General features: G+C 43.8%; 17 protein-coding genes. 15 read left to right on the plus strand and 2 right to left on the minus strand.

All coding sequences use genetic code 11. The annotated features are described in order from the left end of the window. Positions 1 to 21: 21 nt before the first annotated feature. Together ACLROL_RS07185 and ACLROL_RS07190 are read right to left on the minus strand one after the other, a co-directional pair. Complete coding sequence (locus ACLROL_RS07185; protein ID WP_087200145.1) at positions 22 to 291, minus strand: spore coat protein CotJB; 270 nt, start codon at positions 289 to 291, stop codon at positions 22 to 24. After that, on the minus strand, positions 288 to 527 hold the full coding sequence (locus ACLROL_RS07190) for a spore coat associated protein CotJA (protein ID WP_087200147.1): 240 nt from the start codon (positions 525 to 527) through the stop codon (positions 288 to 290). Before ACLROL_RS07190 ends, ACLROL_RS07185 begins: the two co-directional genes overlap by 4 nt. Positions 528 to 675: 148 nt before the next feature. Here ACLROL_RS07190 and ACLROL_RS07195 point away from each other — a divergent pair, with 148 nt between their 5' ends. The 15 genes from ACLROL_RS07195 (at position 676) to ACLROL_RS07265 (ending at position 18,754) form a co-directional block, all read left to right on the plus strand. Continuing rightward, positions 676 to 1,860, plus strand: a complete 1,185-nt coding sequence (locus ACLROL_RS07195; protein ID WP_413067585.1) for an FtsW/RodA/SpoVE family cell cycle protein — start codon at positions 676 to 678, stop codon at positions 1,858 to 1,860. 104 nt (positions 1,861 to 1,964) lie between these two features. Next, positions 1,965 to 2,804, plus strand: coding sequence for a DegV family protein (locus tag ACLROL_RS07200; protein WP_087200152.1), 840 nt, complete (start codon positions 1,965 to 1,967; stop codon positions 2,802 to 2,804). Between the two features lie 104 nt (positions 2,805 to 2,908). Continuing rightward, entirely contained in the window at positions 2,909 to 3,148 is a 240-nt protein-coding gene (locus ACLROL_RS07205) for a hypothetical protein (RefSeq protein ID WP_087200154.1), read from the plus strand. A 209-nt stretch (positions 3,149 to 3,357) separates the two neighbouring features. After that, entirely contained in the window at positions 3,358 to 3,795 is a 438-nt protein-coding gene (gene mraZ, locus ACLROL_RS07210; RefSeq protein ID WP_087200157.1) for a division/cell wall cluster transcriptional repressor MraZ, read from the plus strand. Between the two features lie 23 nt (positions 3,796 to 3,818). Next, the gene (gene rsmH, locus ACLROL_RS07215; RefSeq protein WP_087200159.1) at positions 3,819 to 4,754 is read left to right on the plus strand and encodes a 16S rRNA (cytosine(1402)-N(4))-methyltransferase RsmH; all 936 of its coding nucleotides are present in this window, start codon (positions 3,819 to 3,821) and stop codon (positions 4,752 to 4,754) included. A gap of 53 nt (positions 4,755 to 4,807) precedes the next feature. Beyond that, positions 4,808 to 5,317: a hypothetical protein gene (locus ACLROL_RS07220; protein ID WP_144018234.1), complete on the plus strand. Its 510-nt coding sequence runs from the start codon at positions 4,808 to 4,810 to the stop codon at positions 5,315 to 5,317. 24 nt (positions 5,318 to 5,341) lie between these two features. Continuing rightward, on the plus strand, positions 5,342 to 7,207 hold the full coding sequence (locus ACLROL_RS07225) for a peptidoglycan D,D-transpeptidase FtsI family protein (RefSeq protein WP_087211927.1): 1,866 nt from the start codon (positions 5,342 to 5,344) through the stop codon (positions 7,205 to 7,207). A 62-nt stretch (positions 7,208 to 7,269) separates the two neighbouring features. Continuing rightward, entirely contained in the window at positions 7,270 to 9,009 is a 1,740-nt protein-coding gene (locus ACLROL_RS07230; protein ID WP_087200167.1) for a peptidoglycan D,D-transpeptidase FtsI family protein, read from the plus strand. A gap of 99 nt (positions 9,010 to 9,108) precedes the next feature. Next, a complete protein-coding gene (gene mraY / locus ACLROL_RS07235; protein ID WP_087200169.1) occupies positions 9,109 to 10,065 on the plus strand; it encodes a phospho-N-acetylmuramoyl-pentapeptide-transferase in 957 nt (318 codons plus the stop codon). Between the two features lie 22 nt (positions 10,066 to 10,087). Further along, positions 10,088 to 11,443, plus strand: coding sequence for a UDP-N-acetylmuramoyl-L-alanine--D-glutamate ligase (gene murD, locus ACLROL_RS07240; RefSeq protein ID WP_087200172.1), 1,356 nt, complete (start codon positions 10,088 to 10,090; stop codon positions 11,441 to 11,443). 12 nt (positions 11,444 to 11,455) lie between these two features. Further along, the gene (locus ACLROL_RS07245; RefSeq protein WP_087200174.1) at positions 11,456 to 12,541 is read left to right on the plus strand and encodes an FtsW/RodA/SpoVE family cell cycle protein; all 1,086 of its coding nucleotides are present in this window, start codon (positions 11,456 to 11,458) and stop codon (positions 12,539 to 12,541) included. 70 nt (positions 12,542 to 12,611) lie between these two features. After that, positions 12,612 to 13,367 carry a cell division protein FtsQ/DivIB gene (locus ACLROL_RS07250; RefSeq protein ID WP_221919227.1) on the plus strand — a complete coding sequence of 252 codons (756 nt, stop codon included), beginning with the start codon at positions 12,612 to 12,614 and terminating at the stop codon, positions 13,365 to 13,367. Between the two features lie 121 nt (positions 13,368 to 13,488). Continuing rightward, positions 13,489 to 14,706, plus strand: a complete 1,218-nt coding sequence (gene ftsZ, locus ACLROL_RS07255) for a cell division protein FtsZ (protein WP_087200177.1) — start codon at positions 13,489 to 13,491, stop codon at positions 14,704 to 14,706. A gap of 157 nt (positions 14,707 to 14,863) precedes the next feature. Then, a complete protein-coding gene (locus ACLROL_RS07260; RefSeq protein WP_413067586.1) occupies positions 14,864 to 17,017 on the plus strand; it encodes an EAL domain-containing protein in 2,154 nt (717 codons plus the stop codon). 15 nt (positions 17,018 to 17,032) lie between these two features. Continuing rightward, positions 17,033 to 18,754, plus strand: a complete 1,722-nt coding sequence (locus ACLROL_RS07265) for a diguanylate cyclase (RefSeq protein WP_413067587.1) — start codon at positions 17,033 to 17,035, stop codon at positions 18,752 to 18,754. The last annotated feature ends 1 nt before the right edge of the window (position 18,755 follow it).

Consider the following 18,755-nt stretch of genomic DNA (forward strand, 5'->3'; position numbering starts at 1 on the left):
GTTTTTCATAATTCCACATAATCAGCATCCTCCTTCCTGCCATGGCCACGGCTCGTTGACCCAGTTCCAACGGTCACATGCGGAAGCATCCACAGTGTCTATGGTCAGAGGGCCATAGCATGTGGCATATTCTTTCAAAGCCTTTACCCGTTTTTCTTTGTATTCGTGGAAATAGGCAAGAGCTTCCGTGTCCTCAGGATGGGTATTCAGGTAAAGCTGGATATCGTTAACGGCAAAACTTACGGTGTTAATATGGTTCAAGAGGTCTTTGCGGGAAGAAAATTCTTTCATGAGCGGCAGCCTCCTTTCCCAAGAAACGGTTTGTCAAGTTCTTCAAAAATCGTACCGCGAACAAAGGCTTTGCAGACCGGGTATGGTGCGGCAAATTTCTGCCAAGGTACGTAAGCCATTGCTACCGGAAATTCTTTTCTCAATTCTTCTGTACAGGATTTTTTTTGACAGCAGCCGGCAGGATTCTGATTTTGATACGGAGAACGCATCGGAGGGCGCTGGTAATAATTCTGCATAAGAAAACTCCTTTCATCAGTTTCTAAGATTATCATATGGGAAAATAGCGGGAAGGTTACAAGGCAATTACAAGGTTGTGGGTTGTTTTTCAAGGATAATCCGGCTATAATAAAACCATTATCGAAACAGACAGGGGAGTGTAGAAGAATGAACGGACGCCAGAAAGCAAGAAGACAAATACGGTTCCAGAGATCTTCCAGAACGGGGACGCAATACCAATATTTTGATTACGTACTTATGGCTGTACTGCTCTTTCTTGTTTGCTTTGGGCTTGTCATGCTGTATAGTACCAGTTCATATGACGCCCAGGTAAACATGGGAGGAGATGCTGCTTTCTATTTTAAGAGACAGATTCTATTCAGCAGTGTCAGTCTGGTGGGGATGTATTTTGTGACAAAGATCGATTACCATATTTATGCAAAGTTTGCAAAGGCTATTTACTTTGCTTCGCTCATTCTCATGGCACTTGTAAAGACGCCTCTTGGACTTGAACGAAATGGGGCAAGACGGTGGTTAAGGCTGCCGTTTGACCAGCAGCTTCAGCCGGCAGAATTCACGAAGGTTGCAGTCATCATTTTTATCCCTTTTGTCATATGTGCCATCGGCAAAAAAGCATACACAAAAAAAGGAATGATCAATGTCCTGACATGGGGAGTTATCGCAGCAGCGGGAGTATTTTTTCTCACAGACAATCTGAGCACAGCCATCATTGTCATGGGGATTACATGTATTGTATTTTTTGTCGTATATCCGAAGTCAAAAAAAATTGCCATTGCGTTTGGGATTCTGGTAGTAGGAGGATTGATAGCAGGACAGATTATTGGCCGGCTTCTGGAATCCAGCGGCAACTTCCGGCTTCAGAGGATCCTGTCATGGGTGGACCCGGAAAAATACGCGCAAAGTGGTGCGTTCCAGACGATGCAGGGACTGCTGGCTATCGGAAGCGGAGGACTTTTTGGAAAAGGGCTTGGCAGCAGTGCCCAGAAAATGATTATTCCAGAACCGCAGAATGATATGATTTTATCTGTCATCTGTGAAGAGCTTGGGATTTTTGGTTTGATCGTCGTCCTTGTGCTTTTTGGAATGCTTTTGTACCGGCTGATGTTTATTGCGCAGAACGCACCGGATCTCTACGGTTCTCTGATAGCTACCGGAATCTTTGCACATATCGCGATTCAGGTCGTTCTGAATGTGGCAGTTGTATTGAATGTTATTCCAACGACTGGGATCACGCTTCCTTTTATCAGTTATGGAGGAACATCTGTTGTATTTTTGATGGGAGAAATGGGGATCGCACTGAACATATCACGGCAAATCCGATTTCAGTCATAAAATCCTTTCTTTTCCGCAAGATTTGTGTTAAGATAAAGAAGTAGTATTAAAAACTACATATAATAGAAATAAACAACACACAATATCATGTGGGAGGAATAGATATGAGCTATAAAGTGATAGTTGACAGCTGCGGAGAACTGACTCAGAATATGAAGAAAACCGGAAGATTTTTTACCGCACCGCTTGTTCTGGAAGTGGACGGACATCAGATCGTCGATGACGAGAGTTTTGATCAGGCAGATTTTCTTCGGAGAGTGGCAAAAAGCAGTGAGTGTCCGAAATCATCCTGTCCGTCTCCGGAATCGTATATGGAAGCATTCAGAGGCGAGGAAGATCATGTCTATGCTGTAACACTTTCTGCCGAATTGAGTGGATCGTACAACAGTGCCGTGCTGGGAAAGAATCTGTATTATGAAGAGTACGGAGAAAAAAAGATTTATGTTTTTAATTCCCGTTCTGCTTCCGTGGGAGAGACATTGATCGCACAGAAGATTGCAGAATGCGAAGAGAAAGGGATGTCTTTCCAAGAGGTTATCGATACAGTCGAAGCTTATATCGACGGCCAAAATACGTATTTTGTGCTGGAATCACTGGAGACACTCAGAAAGAATGGACGACTTACAGGATTGAAGGCACTGGCGGCCACGGTCTTAAATATCAAACCGGTTATGGGAGCTACAAAGCAGGGAGTCATCATCCAGCACGGGCAGGCAAGAGGAATCAAAAAAGCGCTTGTGAAGATGGTAGATAAGGTAGTCGAGGAGCTGAAAAATCCAGAGGAAAAGGTACTTGCCATCTCACACTGTAATTGCCGGGAACGGGCAGAAGGGGTAAAAAAGATGCTTCTTGAAAAAGTAAATGTAAAAGAGATCATTATCCTTGACACAAGAGGAGTAAGCAGTCTCTACGCCAATGACGGGGGTGTCATCATCGCTGTCTAGATAAAGAAGTGTGTCGGAAGTGTGAAAAAAGGCTCTTTTTCTTGTATTTCATCGGGCAGTGTGGTATGATAAGTACCAGTCGAGTGCAAAAGGAGTTAGAGAATATGAGCCAGGCAAAAGTAGATTCCTATAAAAAATATAAAGGACAGATCCAGAAGCAGCAGAAGAGAAAAAAGTTTTTTAATTATCTGAAGCTTGCTGTCGCTCTGATCATCATTGCTCTGATCATCGTATGGATTGGTTACTCTGCATATGAGAAGATTGAAGAGAGCCGTCCGAGAGAAGAAGTGACAGTAGATTATACAGCATTTGATGAGTATCTCCAGGGCTTAAGTCAGGAGTAAATATTGTCGAAAAAACGGGAGAGATTGCGTGTTATACGCAGTCTCTTTTTTTTTCGCTTTTTTCCACCCTTAAAAAAATCTTAAATTCCAAAAAGGGCTTGAAATGACGAGGGAAGTGGGTTACAATGGTTTCAAGTGGTAGAAAGTGGAGAAAAGTGGTACGAAATGGTTTGAAAGAATCATGCCATTTTAAGAGAAGGTGATTCCTGATGTTAAACGGAGAATTCAATCACAGTATTGACGCAAAAGGCAGGTTGATCATTCCTTCAAAATTTCGCGAAAGTCTGGGAGAACATTTTGTGATAACGAAGGGGATGGATGGCTGCTTATTTGTGTATCCGGATAACGAATGGAGTGCTTTTGAAGAAAAACTCAGAAACTTGCCACTTACAAACAAAAAAGCCCGAGACTTTAAACGCTTTTTTCTTGGAAGCGCAGTTGACGGGGAACTCGACAAACAGGGTCGGGTACTTATCTCTTCTGCCCTTAGAGCATATGCCGGATTGGAAAAGGAAGTCGTTCTGGCAGGTGTCCTGGATAAAATAGAGATTTGGGACAAAAAGGCCTGGGATAAACATAATGCTGAAGTCGAGATGGATATCGAAGATATCGCAAGTGACATGGAAGAATTGGGCCTTAGCATTTAACAATGACACAAATGGAGGGAACCATGACATTTGAGCATAAGTCAGTATTATTGGAAGAGGTCGTAGATGGTCTGAACATCAAGCCAGACGGCATTTACGTAGATGGAACGCTTGGTGGAGGCGGACATGCTTATGAAGTGTGTAAGCGGTTAAACAACAAGGGGAGTTTTATCGGAATAGACCAGGATGAGGCGGCTATCGAGGCTGCCGGAATCCGATTACGTGACTTCGGGGAGAGAGTTACAATAGTCAGGAGCAACTATTGTGATATGAAGTTGCGGCTCCGGGAATCAGGCATTGACAAAGTAGATGGGATCGTCCTTGATCTGGGCGTATCTTCCTATCAGCTGGATACGGCGGAACGGGGATTCTCATATACAAAGGATGCGCCGTTGGATATGCGCATGGACACGCGTCAGACGATGACGGCGGCTGACATTGTCAATGGATATGGTGAGATGGACCTTTTTCGTATCATCCGTGATTACGGCGAAGACCGTTTTGCAAAGAATATAGCAAAACATATTGTGGCAGAACGGGAAAAAGGTCCGGTTAAAACCACCTTACAGCTTAGTGAAATCATAAAAAGTGCCATTCCGATGAAATATCAGAAAATGTCTGGGCATCCTGCGAAAAGAACCTTTCAGGCAATCCGGATTGAATTGAATCAGGAGCTGACTGTTCTTCGGGAATCGTTGGATGACATGATTGATATGTTAAATACAGGCGGACGGATCTGTATCATTACGTTCCATTCGCTGGAAGATAGGATTGTAAAAGAAGCATTCAGAAGAAATGAGAATCCATGCACATGTCCGAGCCATTTCCCGGTCTGTGTGTGCGGAAAAAAATCCAAAGGGAAGATTATTACCAGAAAACCGATACTGCCGGGCGAAAAAGAATTGGCGGAAAACAGCCGTTCCAAGAGTGCAAAACTTCGCATTTTTGAACATATTTAGGAGATATGCGGGGAAAGAACGACGAAGCTCGCAAAGGAAATGAGGTAACGCGTATGATAGAAAGAGAAAAAAGAAGAACAGCAAACATACGCGGACAGTTGTATGTTTATGATGGCAATACGATAAAGCAGGGGCAGGCGATACCGGAGGTAGATATTCCGGCAGCCCCAAAAAAGCAAGAGAAGAAGGTAAGTAGACAAACGAGAAAAAATCAGAAAAGAGCAATGAAACTAGGATTTGGATATGTATCTTTCCTGGGGGCAGCCGCAGCGATTGCACTGTTCGTCTGTTTTCAGTATATAGGAGTACGTGCGGATCTTAGCAGACAGTCAAGGACTATTGAAAAGCTTCGGACGGATATATCGGAAATCCGTGAGAGTAATGCGTCAGAGTATAATTTTATCACAAATTCCATCACGTTAGAGACAATACGGAAGAGAGCAGAAGAACTTGGAATGGTGTATGCAGATCCTTCCCAGGTAGTTACATACCAGAGTCCGGGGGATGACTACATCAAAAAATATGAAAATATCCCTGAAGATGGGATTGTAGATGAGAATTAATGCAAAATTGAAAAGGTGAAGTGCATGGCTAAGAGGAAAAGAAAGGGCAGATATCAAAATCTTTACAGAAAATTTCCTAAAAAAATGCAGATTAAGCTGGTAGGAGTGTTTGCGGCAATCATACTGGCTTTTGTTTTTTTTGTGGGAAGGGCTGCATTTATCAATATCGTTAACGGAAAAGAATATAAAAAACAGGTAATGAGTCAAATCCGTAATACAGGCCAGACGATCCCATTTAAACGGGGAGATATACTGGACACCAATGGGACAAAGATAGCTACCAGTGAGAGGACGTATAACGTGGTTCTGGATGTGAAAGGGCTGTTGGAAACAAAGAAACAGTATAAAAATCAGATGATCGATGCGACTGTCGATGCACTGTGTGAAGCGTTCGGCCTTGAGGAGACACAGCTTAGAGAGCAGATTCAGGAGGAGAAAGAAAACAGATATCTGACACTGATCAAAAATGCTGGCTATGAAGAAGGGCAGGCATTTAAAAAGCTGGAGAACGAAAATAAAATGATCGGAGCGGTTACCCTGGAAGATACATATGTAAGAAAATATCCATACAGCACACTTGCATCGGACGTGATCGGATATACATCTTCCGGAAATGTGGGAACCATTGGACTGGAGGCATATTATAACGAAGAACTTAACGGGACAGACGGAAGAAAAACGGGATATCTGAATTCAGATTCAGACTCCGAAAATGTGATTCAGAATGCGGTGGACGGAAATAACATTGTCACGACCATCGATGTGAATCTGCAGGCCATTGTGGAAAAGCATATCAAAGAACTGAATGATCGGCTCAAAGACAATGCGTACGAAGGAGAAGGCACGAAAAATACAGCTGTCATCATGATGGATCCAAATACAGGAGCGATTCTCGCAGAGGCGAGCTATCCGAATTTTGACCTGAACAATCCGAGAGATCTCAGCCAGTACTATACAAATGAGGAGCTGGAGGCAATGTCCAAAGAAGAAAAGTTGGATGCTATGAATGCTCTCTGGCGGAATTTCTGCATCAGTGATACGTTCGAACCGGGTTCCACTATGAAGCCTTTCACGATGGCAGCAGGATTTGAGACTGGGAAACTGACCGGGAATGAGACTTTTGTATGTGGTGGGTCGTACAAGTACGATGGCGTGCCGCAGCCGGTAGCATGTATTGCTACAAGCGGACATGGAACACAGACGCTGAAACAGGTGCTTGAGAACTCCTGCAATGTCGGTATGATGGAAATCGCCGAAAAACTGGGGGCTGAAGATTTCAGCAGATATCAGCATATTTTCGGGTTTGGCGAATATACCGGGATCGATCTCCCAGGAGAAGGGGATACATCGAGCCTTCTCTATTCTCCGGAAAATATGAAACCGATCGACCTTGGAACAAACTCTTTCGGACAGAACTTCAATGTGACGATGACACAGCTTGCAGCAGGTTTCTGCTCTCTCATAAACGGCGGAAACTATTATGAGCCATATGTGGTAAAAGAGATTCAGGATGCCAACGGAGATGTAGTCTACACAAAGACGCCTGTTCTGGCAAAGAAGACAATATCAAAAGAGGCAGGCGAGATACTGAAAGATTATATGCTGGGTGTTGTAGAGGAAGGTAGCGGAAAATCCGCTCAAGTGGCTGGATATGCGATCGGCGGAAAGACAGGGACTGCCGAAAAACATCCACGAAGCGAGGGGAAGAACTTAAACTCCTTTATCGGATACGCACCTCAGGAGAATCCGGAGATCATGATCTATGTTGTTGTAGATGAACCAAATCTGGAACAGCAGGCAGCCAGCTATCTGGCTACCGGTCTTGCGGCCGATATCATGAAAGAAGCGTTCCCGTATCTTAACATTACGAAAACAGAACAAACGCAATAAAAAAGAATAACCTCACAAAAGGATTAATAATCTGTATTAATCGCTTCTGTGAGGTTTTTTGTATGAAGAACAAAACATACAATAAAAGAAAAATCTGTATTGTATTTGCGCTGGCAGTCATCATGATCGTGGGGCTGATTGGAAGGCTTTGTTATCTTATGATTTTTGAAGCGGAATATTATCAGAAAAAAGCGGAGGCTCTCCACGAAAGAGAAAGAGATATTAAGGCGGCAAGAGGAGAGATTGTAGACAGAAACGGGAAAGTGTTAGCGACTAACAGGACGGTGTGTACGGTGTCTGTCATACACAGTCAGATCAAAGAGCCCGAGAAGGTCATAAAATTACTCTCGGATACACTTGGGATGGAAGAGAAAGAAGTAAGGAAAAGAGTGGAAAAAGTATCTTCCATGGAGCGGGTAAAAACGAATGTGGATAAGGAAACAGGAGACAAAATCCGGGAGATGGAGCTTGAAGGGGTAAAAGTCGATGAGGATTTCAAAAGGTATTATCCGTATGAAGAACTGGCAAGTAAGGTTCTGGGATTTACAGGGGGAGATAATCAGGGGATCATAGGGCTGGAAGTAAAATATGAAGATTACCTGAAAGGAGAGAATGGAAAGATCCTGGCTACGACAGACGCCAGAGGGATTGAACTTCCAGACATTGCGGAAGACCGGATTGAGCCCCGGGCAGGGAACACGCTCCGGATTAGTCTGGACTATAATATACAGGAATACGCTCAGCAGATGGCACAGAAAGTTATGGAAGAAAAGCAGGCAGACAAAGTGGCAATCCTTCTGATGAATCCGCAGAACGGAGAAATACTGGCTATGGTTAATTATCCGGAATTCAATTTAAATGAGCCGTTTGAGCTGAACACAGGAGGCGATGTGCAGATGGATGATGAAAAAAAGCAGGAACTTCTCAACCAAATGTGGAGAAACGGGTGTATCAACGATACATATGAACCCGGTTCTGTTTTTAAGATCATTACAGCAAGCGCCAGCCTGGAGGAGGGAGTTGTGGAGACGGACGACCAATTTTTCTGCCCTGGATATAAGATCGTGGAAGACCGCAGAATCCGCTGCCATAAAGCAGGAGGACACGGAAGCGAGACTTTTGTTCAAGGGGTTCAAAATTCCTGCAACCCGGTGTTTATGGAGGTTGGGCAAAGGCTTGGATCGGAACGGTTTTGTGATTATTTTGAACAGTTTGGCCTCATGGAAAAGACAGGGGTGGATCTGCCGGGGGAGGCAGGAACTATCATGCACCGAAGAGAAGACATTGGGGAAGTAGAGCTTGCAACCATGTCATTTGGACAGTCTTTTCAGGTTACGCCAATCCAGATGGCAGCTACGGTAAGTTCTCTCATTAATGGCGGAAAACGGATTACTCCTCATTTTGGTATGGAGGTAAAGAGTGCAGAAACAGGTAAGACGATAAAAGAATTTCCTTATAAAAAAGAAGAACGGATCGTGTCAGAAGAGACATCCGAGACAATGCAGAAAATTTTGGAAAGCGTGGTATCGGAAGGATCCGGAAAGAATGGCTATATCGAAGGATACAAGATTGGGGGAAAGACAGCCACATCCCAGACACTGCCGAGAAGCGCCAACAAATATATCTCCTCGTTTCTGGGATTTGCCCCGGCAGATGATCCGCAGGTGCTGGGAATGTGTATCATTTACAATCCGCAGGGAATCTATTATGGAGGGACGATAGCAGCTCCGGTCATGAGGCAGATTTTTGATGCAGTTCTCCCGTATCTTGGGATTGAGAAGACCGGAAACGGCAGAAAGTGAAAAATAAGGGGGAATTTCTTGTAAACAAAGCTTAAATACGGTATAATTGTACGCAGGCATTGTGCCTGTTTAGAAACAGAAGGATGAAGAGGTGTGGATATGGATTATACGTTTGTAATTCCGGTACTGGTAGCCTTTGGGTTAAGTGTTGTCATGGGACCGATTGTGATTCCGATACTCAGGAAGATGAAGATGAAACAGACTGAACGGGTAGAAGGGGTGGAGTCTCATCTGAAGAAAGCAGGGACGCCGACGATGGGGGGTGTCATGATACTTGCTTCGATCGTGATCACGTCTCTGCTCTATGTGAAAGATTATCCCAAAATTATCCCGATCCTGTTTGTGACACTTGGATTCGGACTCATCGGATTTCTGGATGATTATCTGAAGGTTGTGATGAAGCGTTCAGATGGACTTTATCCAAAGCAGAAATTTGCGCTTCAGATCGTAGTAACGGCAATTTTTGCCTATTATCTTGTGAAAGTGACGAATATTCCGCTTACACTTTTGATACCATTTTCAGGAGGAAAATACTGGGATATTGGTTGGGTAGCGATACCGCTGCTTTTTGTGGCCGTGATCGGTACGGTAAATGGAGTCAATTTCACAGACGGACTGGACGGACTTGCATCCAGTGTGACAGTTCTCGTAGCAACATTTTTTACTGTGGTAGCTGTTGGGACGAAGAGCGGGATTGAGCCAATCACATGCGCAGTTGTAGGAGCTTTGCTTGGGTTTCTTCTATTTAATGTATACCCGGCCAGTGTCTTTATGGGGGACACAGGTTCTCTGGCACTGGGAGGTTTTGTGGCGTCCACTGCATATATGCTGCAGATGCCGATTTTTATTATCATTGTAGGGCTTGTCTATCTTGTGGAAGTGGCCTCTGTTATGATACAGGTTACTTATTTTAAAAAGACAGGCGGCAAAAGAATCTTTAAAATGGCTCCTATCCATCATCATTTTGAACTGTGTGGATGGTCGGAGACGAGAGTAGTCGCAGTGTTTTCCATTGTGACCGCAATCTTATGTCTGATTGCTTTGATGGCGATCTAAGGTACGAAAGGACGGAGACGAAATGTTTGAATTTAAAGGAAAGACGGTACTTGTGTTCGGTTCTGGGAAAAGCGGGATCGGTGCGGCAACACTTTTGGACGCGAAAGGTGCCGCCACGATATTATATGACGGAAATGAGAATCTGAATGCGAAGGACATCAAAGAGCGTCTTCCGGAGTATGCAAAGACACAGATTCTCCTGGGAGAACTCCCGGAAGAAGTGATGGATACGCTGGATCTTGTTGTTATGAGTCCCGGAGTTCCGACGGACCTTGCGGTTGTTGAAAAGATGCGAGCAAGGAATATTCCGATCTGGGGCGAAGTGGAGCTTGCGTACTGCTGCGGAAAGGGAGATGTGCTTGCGATCACAGGTACCAATGGAAAGACGACGACAACGACACTTCTGGGCGAGATCATGAAAGCGTATGCAGACGAAGTGTATGTAGTGGGTAATATCGGGAACCCATACACGCTGGAAGCTATGAAGATGACGGAAAAGGCAATAACCGTTGCGGAGATCAGCAGTTTTCAGCTTGAGACGATCCATAGTTTCCGCCCGAAAGTGAGTGCTATATTGAATATCACGCCGGATCATTTGAACCGGCACCATACGATGGAAAATTATATCGCGGCAAAAAAAGCGATTGCATCCAACCAGACAGAGCAGGAAGCGTGTGTGCTGAATTATGAGGATGAAGTTCTGCGTGAGTTTGGGAAAAATCTGAGTGCAAAACCGTTCTTTTTCAGCAGCAAGCGAGAACTGGAAGAAGGAATCTATCTGAAAGATGGAGCCATCGTATATCGGAACCCTGAAACGGTCAAAGTGTGCGATGTACAGGAACTGAAACTGCTCGGAATACACAACTACGAAAATGTGATGGCTGCTGTAGCTATGGCGGCTCTCTACGGGGTACCGATGGAAACTATCCGCGTTGTCATCCGCAATTTCCAGGGTGTGGAACACCGGATTGAGTATGTGACAGAAAAATACGGGGTAGCTTACTACAATGATTCCAAAGGAACCAATCCGGATGCCGCGATCCGTGGAATCTGTGCGATGAATCGCCCGACTGTACTCATCGGAGGAGGATACGATAAGCAGTCGGAGTACAAAGAGTGGATTGAAAGTTTTCAGGGAAAAGTGAAAAAGCTGATTCTCATCGGGGAGACAAGACAGAAGATCGCAGAAGATGCCAAAGCATGTGGATTTTATGACTTTATCTTTGCAGATACCTTCGAGGAGGCGGTAAAGATGGCAAGTGAGATCGCAGAGTCCGGCGATGCCGTTTTGCTTTCTCCGGCATGTGCAAGCTGGGGCATGTTTAAGAATTATGAAGAACGGGGAGAGAAATTCAAAGAATTAGTAAAATCTCTGTAAGGAGTGGATAGAGTGGAACAAGAGGAAAGACGGAGCCAGGGAAAGACTGACAAAGTTCTCCTGGTCATAGTTTTCTTACTTGTGATAACAGGACTTGTCATCCTTTACAGTACAAGTGCCTATAATGGCAAGACAAAATTCGGCGACTCCTTTTACTATTTGAAAAAACAGCTGTTTGCCACATCACTCGGACTGGCAGGAATGTACGCAGTGGCAAAAACAGATTACCATATGTGGGAAAAACTGGCAGTGCCGGCATACATCGGAGCAGTGTTGCTCTGTGTGGCCGTAATGCTTGTCGGAGATGAATACAACGGATCCAAGAGATGGCTTTCTCTGGGTCCGTTTTCCTTTCAGCCGTCTGAGTATGCCAAAATTGCGCTGATCATCTTTCTTTCATGGATCGTAACGAAAAACGTAAAGAAGATAGGAAAGCTTGGCACACTTCTGAAAATCATGCTTTGGGTACTGCCGGTTGTGGGACTTGTGGGGGCAAGTAACCTCAGTACCGCAGTGATTATCCTTGGGATTGCTGTGATACTGATATTTGCGGCCAGTCCTAAATATGCCCAGTTTGTGTGGATGGCTGTACTTGGATGTGGATTTATGGGAATCTTTCTGGCACTGGAAAGCTACCGCCTGGAGCGGATTGCTATCTGGCAGAACCCGGAAAAGTACGAAAAAGGGTATCAGACACTCCAGGGACTTTATGCTATCGGTTCAGGAGGGCTTTTTGGAAAAGGGCTCGGAAGCAGTATACAGAAACTGGGATTTGTACCTGAGGCGCAAAATGACATGATATTTTCTATTATATGTGAAGAATTAGGTCTTGTAGGCGCCTCCTTTATTGTCATTTTGTTTCTTTTGCTCATATGGCGTTTCTTTGTGATCTCCACCCATGCGAAAGATCTGTTCGGCGCCCTTATTGCGGCGGGAGCTATGGCGCATATGATGATCCAGGTCATTTTGAATATTGCTGTTGTGACCAATACGATCCCGAATACTGGGATCACACTGCCGTTTATCAGCTACGGAGGTACTTCTGTTGTGTTTCTTCTCGTGGAAATGGGGCTTGTATTCAGTGTAGCCAGTTGGTAAAATAAGAGTTATCATTGGTCTACAATGTACAATATGGATGTAAAACAGTACAAAATAAGGAGGAACAGCCATGAGCGATCGTATCGCACAGAGGGACGGGACGAGGAAAAGACTGAAAAAAGCCCGGAGAAAACAGCTTTTGATAAGACTTGGAACCGCCGTTGGAGTGGTGGCTCTTTTGATTGCCCTGGCACTGATTTTTCAGGTCAGGACGATCCATATTACAGGAAATTCATTTCTTACGAAAGAAGAAATACTGCAGTATATAGAGAAGCAGGGGGGAGCAGACAATTCCCTGATTCTTCTTGCCAGGACCAAATTTGGATCATTTCCGGTTCCGGATACGGCAGAGTCGATACAGTTTACCATGAAAAATCCGTGGACGATCCAGGTAAAGGTGACAGAGAAGACGCCTATCGGCTATGTGGAATCAGATGGAAAATATGTGTATTTTGATGAGGAAGGATATGTTCTTGGAATACTGGAGGAACTAAGGGAAGACGTCACAAAGATTGAAGGACTGGATGTAAAGAAGGCGTCCAAGGGAAAAAAACTTTCGGTAAAAGATGACGCTGTGTTCGGATATCTTGTCCAGGTAATCGACCTTCTGGAAAGGAAAGAGCTCGCCAGTGACAGGATTCTCTGTGACGGGGAAAATATCACACTGTATTTTGGAGAAATCTGCGTTGAGCTTGGGAGCGGGAATCCGGAGGAAAAAATAGCACAACTTCCAACGATACTTCCTATGCTGGAAGGACAAAAAGGGACGCTTCATCTCGAACATTTTGGAGATAGTACAGACACGATCAGCTTTGAAAAAAAGTAGAAAATTCGTAAAAATTCTATTGAAATTTGCTGTGAAAGACTATATTATATTGTATATATGGCAGAAATATATATACTTGTGGGTGTATAAATAATAAAGCATGACAAAGGAGGAGACACTCTTGTTAGAAATCAAGACAAATGAATCAGAAGCTGCAGCAAAAATTATCGTTGTTGGTGTAGGCGGAGGCGGTAATAATGCTGTAAACCGTATGATAGATGAACAGATTGCCGGAGTAGAGTTTATTGCGATCAATACTGATAAGCAGGCACTTCAATACTGCAAAGCACCAACACTGATGCAGATTGGAGACAAGATCACAAAAGGTCTTGGCGCTGGAGCAAAGCCGGAAGTTGGGGAAAAAGCAGCAGAAGAAAGTGCAGACGAGATTGCATCCGCATTGAAAGGTGCAGACATGGTGTTTGTCACATGCGGTATGGGAGGCGGAACAGGGACAGGAGCGACGCCGGTTGTAGCACGTATTGCAAAAGAACAGGGTTCTCTTACAGTAGGTGTTGTTACAAAACCGTTCCGTTTTGAATCCAGGACACGTATGAACAATGCACTTGCAGGAATTGAAAAATTAAAGGAAAATGTAGACACACTTATTGTGATCCCGAATGATAAACTGCTTGAAGTTGTCGATAGAAGGACAACAATGCCGGATGCTCTGAAGAAAGCGGATGAAGTTCTTCAGCAGGGTATCCAGGGTATCACAGACTTGATCAATGTACCGTCACTGATCAACCTTGACTTTGCAGACATCCAGACTGTCATGACAGATAAGGGTATCGCTCACATCGGTATCGGTCACGGAAGAGGAGATGACAAGGCGCTGGAGGCAGTAAAACAGGCTGTTGCAAGCCCGCTGCTTGAAACGACGATTTCCGGTGCTTCTCATGTGATTATCAATATTTCCGGAGATATCACTTTGATGGATGCAAGCGATGCAGCAGAATATGTACAGGAACTTGCAGGAGAAGAGGCAAACATTATCTTCGGTGCGATGTACGATGAATCAAGAACGGATGAGGCTACTATCACAGTCATTGCGACAGGGTTACATAATGCGGAGAATTCCGGATCCAGACTGAAATCCAGAATAGAAAGCGCAAAACAGAACAGTTCTATGTTTGCGGAGACAAACGAGACACATTCCCAGGCATCTTCTCCGAAGACAGACATGGGAAGAGTAACACGCATGCCACAGCAGCCAAGAACTGCAAGAACATCTGACAATATCACACGGACAGTACCGACACAGACAACTTCCCAGACAGCGACAGGAGGAAGGGTAAAAGAGCAGTCCATCAAGATTCCAGATTTCTTCAAGAGATAGATAAAAAAGAAAAGTGAAATTATTTAGGCGTGCCCGCCAAAAGTGGGCGCGCTTTTTTGTTGTCTTAAATCAGAGATTCTCTTTTTTCTGTATAGACGAACTTCCTCTGAGACATTCTAAATGTGAAAAGGAGCAGATTTTATGGAGGATATCAATTATGAAGGAAATAAAAGAAGATGCGGTCCGGATTTCAAGAAAAGCAAAGATCCTGATGGCGTTTGTTCTTTTGCTTGTCGTTTTGGCTGGTGCATTTACGTATTTTCATTTTCAGAGAAGAATATTGTCAGCGGTTAAACAACAGGCAGACTATACACTGCAAAATGTGAGCATACAAAATGCCAAGCTTGTGGAGACCAGGTTTTATGATCTGAAGAATCTGCTCCGCTCCATTGCTGAAGAAATCGGAAGGACAGAAAACGAAAATACGGAAAGTATCGTGGATACATTGAAAAGTTATGCCCGGCATATGGGAATGTACAATATGGGGATCATTGACAGAGAAGGAATGTGCCGTACAACAAAAGGAGAAGTGCTTGATTTGAGCGGACAAGCTTACTTTAAGGAAAACATGGAAGGCAAGGAGGTTGTGACAGATAAACGCCTTTCCCAGGGAGGGAAAGAAGAAGGCCATATTTTTACTGTGCCGGTACGAAAAGATGGAGAGGTAAAGATGGTTGTTTCTGCGGTCTACCGTGCTTCGGACTTTTTACGCCTCATAAATATTCAGTCTTTTGACGGAAAAGGCGGAAGCCTTATCCTGACGGAAGAAACGGATAACGGAGAAACCAAAGAGGGAACATTGTTTCGGTTTCAGAAGGGAAAAGAGTCCTATATGGCTTGTGAGCATGACCTTTCGATCAACAACTGGAGACTGCTCTCATACGTACAGGAAGATTACCTGTATCGGCACACAAAGACTCTGAAGGAAAATATATTTGTGCTTGTCTTGCTTTTGTATTTACTTCTCGTAGTGGTTTCTGTCATGTATATGACAGTATATCAGAAATTTCAGAAAAGGATTCTGGATATCGTATTTCGGGACAGACTGCTGGGAGAGTGGAATTATCGTTATTTTCGGCAGCAGTTTAGCAAATTGAGCAGTGAGGATAAGAAGGACAGGTATCTGGTCAATTTTGATGTGGACAAATTCAAGATGATGAATCTTCTGTATGGAAAAGAAAAAAGCGATGATGTTCTGAGAAAGATTTATCAGATTTTCCGGAATACATTGCCGGAGGAAGCACTTTATCGCTATCACAGCGATATATTTGTGGCTGTCATAAAAGGAAATAAAAAAGAAGAAGTATGCTGTAAACTGGAATGTTTTTGGAAAAAAGTGCAAAAAGAGATGGATGAAGGAAGGATTGTACAGTGTACAATGTCGTTTGGTATTTGTCCACTCTGTGAATTTGGGGATATTGGGATCATCTACAGCAACGCAGTTTTAGCAAAGCACAAAGCAAAAAGGAGTATAACTGAAAAATATAGTTTCTATGAAGATGTGGTAAAAGAAGAGATTGAATCCAAAAATATTGAGATGGATTTTAAGGAAGCGCTGAAGGAAAAACAATTCCACGTAGTCTATCAACCCCAAGTGGATATGCGCACAGGCATGATTTGTGGTGCCGAGGCCCTTGTGCGATGGAAGAAAAAGGATGGCACCCAGGTTTCTCCGGCAAAATTCATTCCGGTTTTCGAGGCGACAGGACAGATTGTGGAGCTAGATGAGGAGGTTGTCCGTCTCGTCTGCGCTGATATCTGCGAGGCAAAAAATCAAGGACTTTCTATGGGAATTGTATCGGTAAATCTTTCCAAACTCCACATTATAAAAGAAGGAATTGCTGACAGGATCAGTCAACTGACAAAATTATATGGGGTAGATGCGGCGGAACTATCTTTTGAAATTACGGAAAGTGCTGAAAAATGCCATGGTAAGAAAGAGATGGACAAACTGGTTGACAGCCTGCACCAAATGGGATTTCAGGTGGAAATGGACGACTACGGGACAGGAAGTTCGACTTTACAGTCGCTTGCGGATACACATTTCGATGTTCTGAAACTCGACAGGTCTTTTGTAAACCTGATTGGTATAAGAAAAATGAATATCATTTTGCAGTCTACGATCAGGATGGCAAAGGAGCTTCGGATGATAGTTGTGGCGGAAGGTGTTGAGACGAAGGAGCAGGCTTGCTTTTTGGTGCGTAATCATTGTTTCATAGCTCAGGGATATTACTTTTACCGGCCTCTTTCTAAAGAACAGTATTTGGAAAAGCGAAAAAAGCAGACGTGGAAGGAACACGAAGAGAACTGACAGGAGGTAAAATTTATGAAAAAATTATATCGAAGACTGGCCATCATCCTTCTGTTTTCCACAGTCCTGATTCTTCTATTTTTTACGATAAGCCTGTATGAGAGGAGCAGAAGAGGAAACTATCAGTATTTGAGCCAACTTTTGGGAAGTGTAGAGACGAATATCCGCAATGCATCGAATGAGTATGAAGAGCGTCTGGAACTTTTAAAAGATGATTACCTCAATCGTGCTCTGGCCGTAGAATATATCCTTTCCAGTGATTCCCAGATGATTTCCGACCGTGGGCTTGATATAGTAAAAGGGCTCATGGAAATCAAGTCCATAAGCGTATATGATAGTTCGGGAAAAATGATAGGCAGTACAGAAGATAGTATGAAGGAGAGAAGCGCAAAACAGGTAAAATCGGAGGAATTTTGGCAGGAAAAAGACGGAAAGCCCTACCATATTCACATTGATCAGGCAGAATTTGACACAATCCCCTCTTCTTTCTACGTCATCGTGCAATCAGATTCCCCATATTTTTCATTCGTACGGATTGATATGGATACAGAAAATCTGGAGTTTTTAAGCCGAAAGGAACTGATTGAGAAGACACTTAAGCAGGCGACGACAGAATATGATACAAGTGTCATTGCTATTGGAAGAGACAGCGGAAAGATCGTGGGAATGACAAAAAACAATCAGCAGGTAATCAGGATCAGTGGAGGAGAAAATGCGAAAGATCTGCTTTCACTCCTGGAATCGTTGGAGGAAGATAAACCCATTCTTCTGCGGATCAATGGAAAGTACCAGAGAACGGTCATCACAAAACAGGAAGGAATGTTTCTTGCCGCATTTACCGATTTAAGTCAGCTGTACGGCGATATTGCATGGACTTTTTTTGAAGGTCTTATTGGAATCGGCACGATCAGCGTTCTTACGATTGTGATCGTGAGAGTTTATTTGAAAAAATATTTGTTTGGACATTTTGAACTCGTAAAGACGAGTATCCGGGGAATACTGGAAGGTGGAAATGATACGGATATCGAGGAGGCTGGCATACCGGAACTGAAGGCTCTTGTGGAGACGATACTGGAGCTGGAAAAAGGATATATCAGTAAGTCGGAAGGCATCAGCCGAATGGAAGATCAGCTTTCCGTCGCTCAAAGTGAGGCAAAATCCGACAGGCTGACCGGACTTTACAACCGAAATGGTTTTGAACGCCATGTGGAGGAATATCTGCTGCAGCCGAATCCGTCAGGGGTACTTGTACTTTTTGATCTGGACAATTTTAAGCGTGTCAACGATATGGAAGGACATCCGGAAGGCGACAGGATATTGGAACGGTTTGCTGAATGTTTGAGCGCAGGGTTTCGCAAGACAGACTGTATCGCGAGACTTGGTGGGGATGAGTTTATCGTACTCGTGCAGAACCGGGTATCCCAAGGGATATTGGAAGATAAATTTGAAGGAATCCTGACGTCTGTGAGGGCTGCGCTTGGAAATTATTATGCAAAATATGGGGTGTCGGTCAGTATCGGTGCCGTACCTGTAGATGGAACGATAAAAAGCTATGAAAAACTGTACCGCTGTGCGGATACGGCTTTGTATATTGCAAAACATCTCGGGAAAGACCGGTTTTATGTCAATTACAAAAAGATTTCGTGTATGAAAAGAAAATGCATTCAGTGCAGAAAGGACTGTCCAAGAAGTAAAGTGTTGGAGCTGAAAAATGAGAAAAAAGCAGAAGAGGAGTAGG

Source organism: Sellimonas sp. (genome assembly GCF_047234585.1).
Lineage (GTDB): Bacteria > Bacillota > Clostridia > Lachnospirales > Lachnospiraceae > Sellimonas > Sellimonas caecigallum.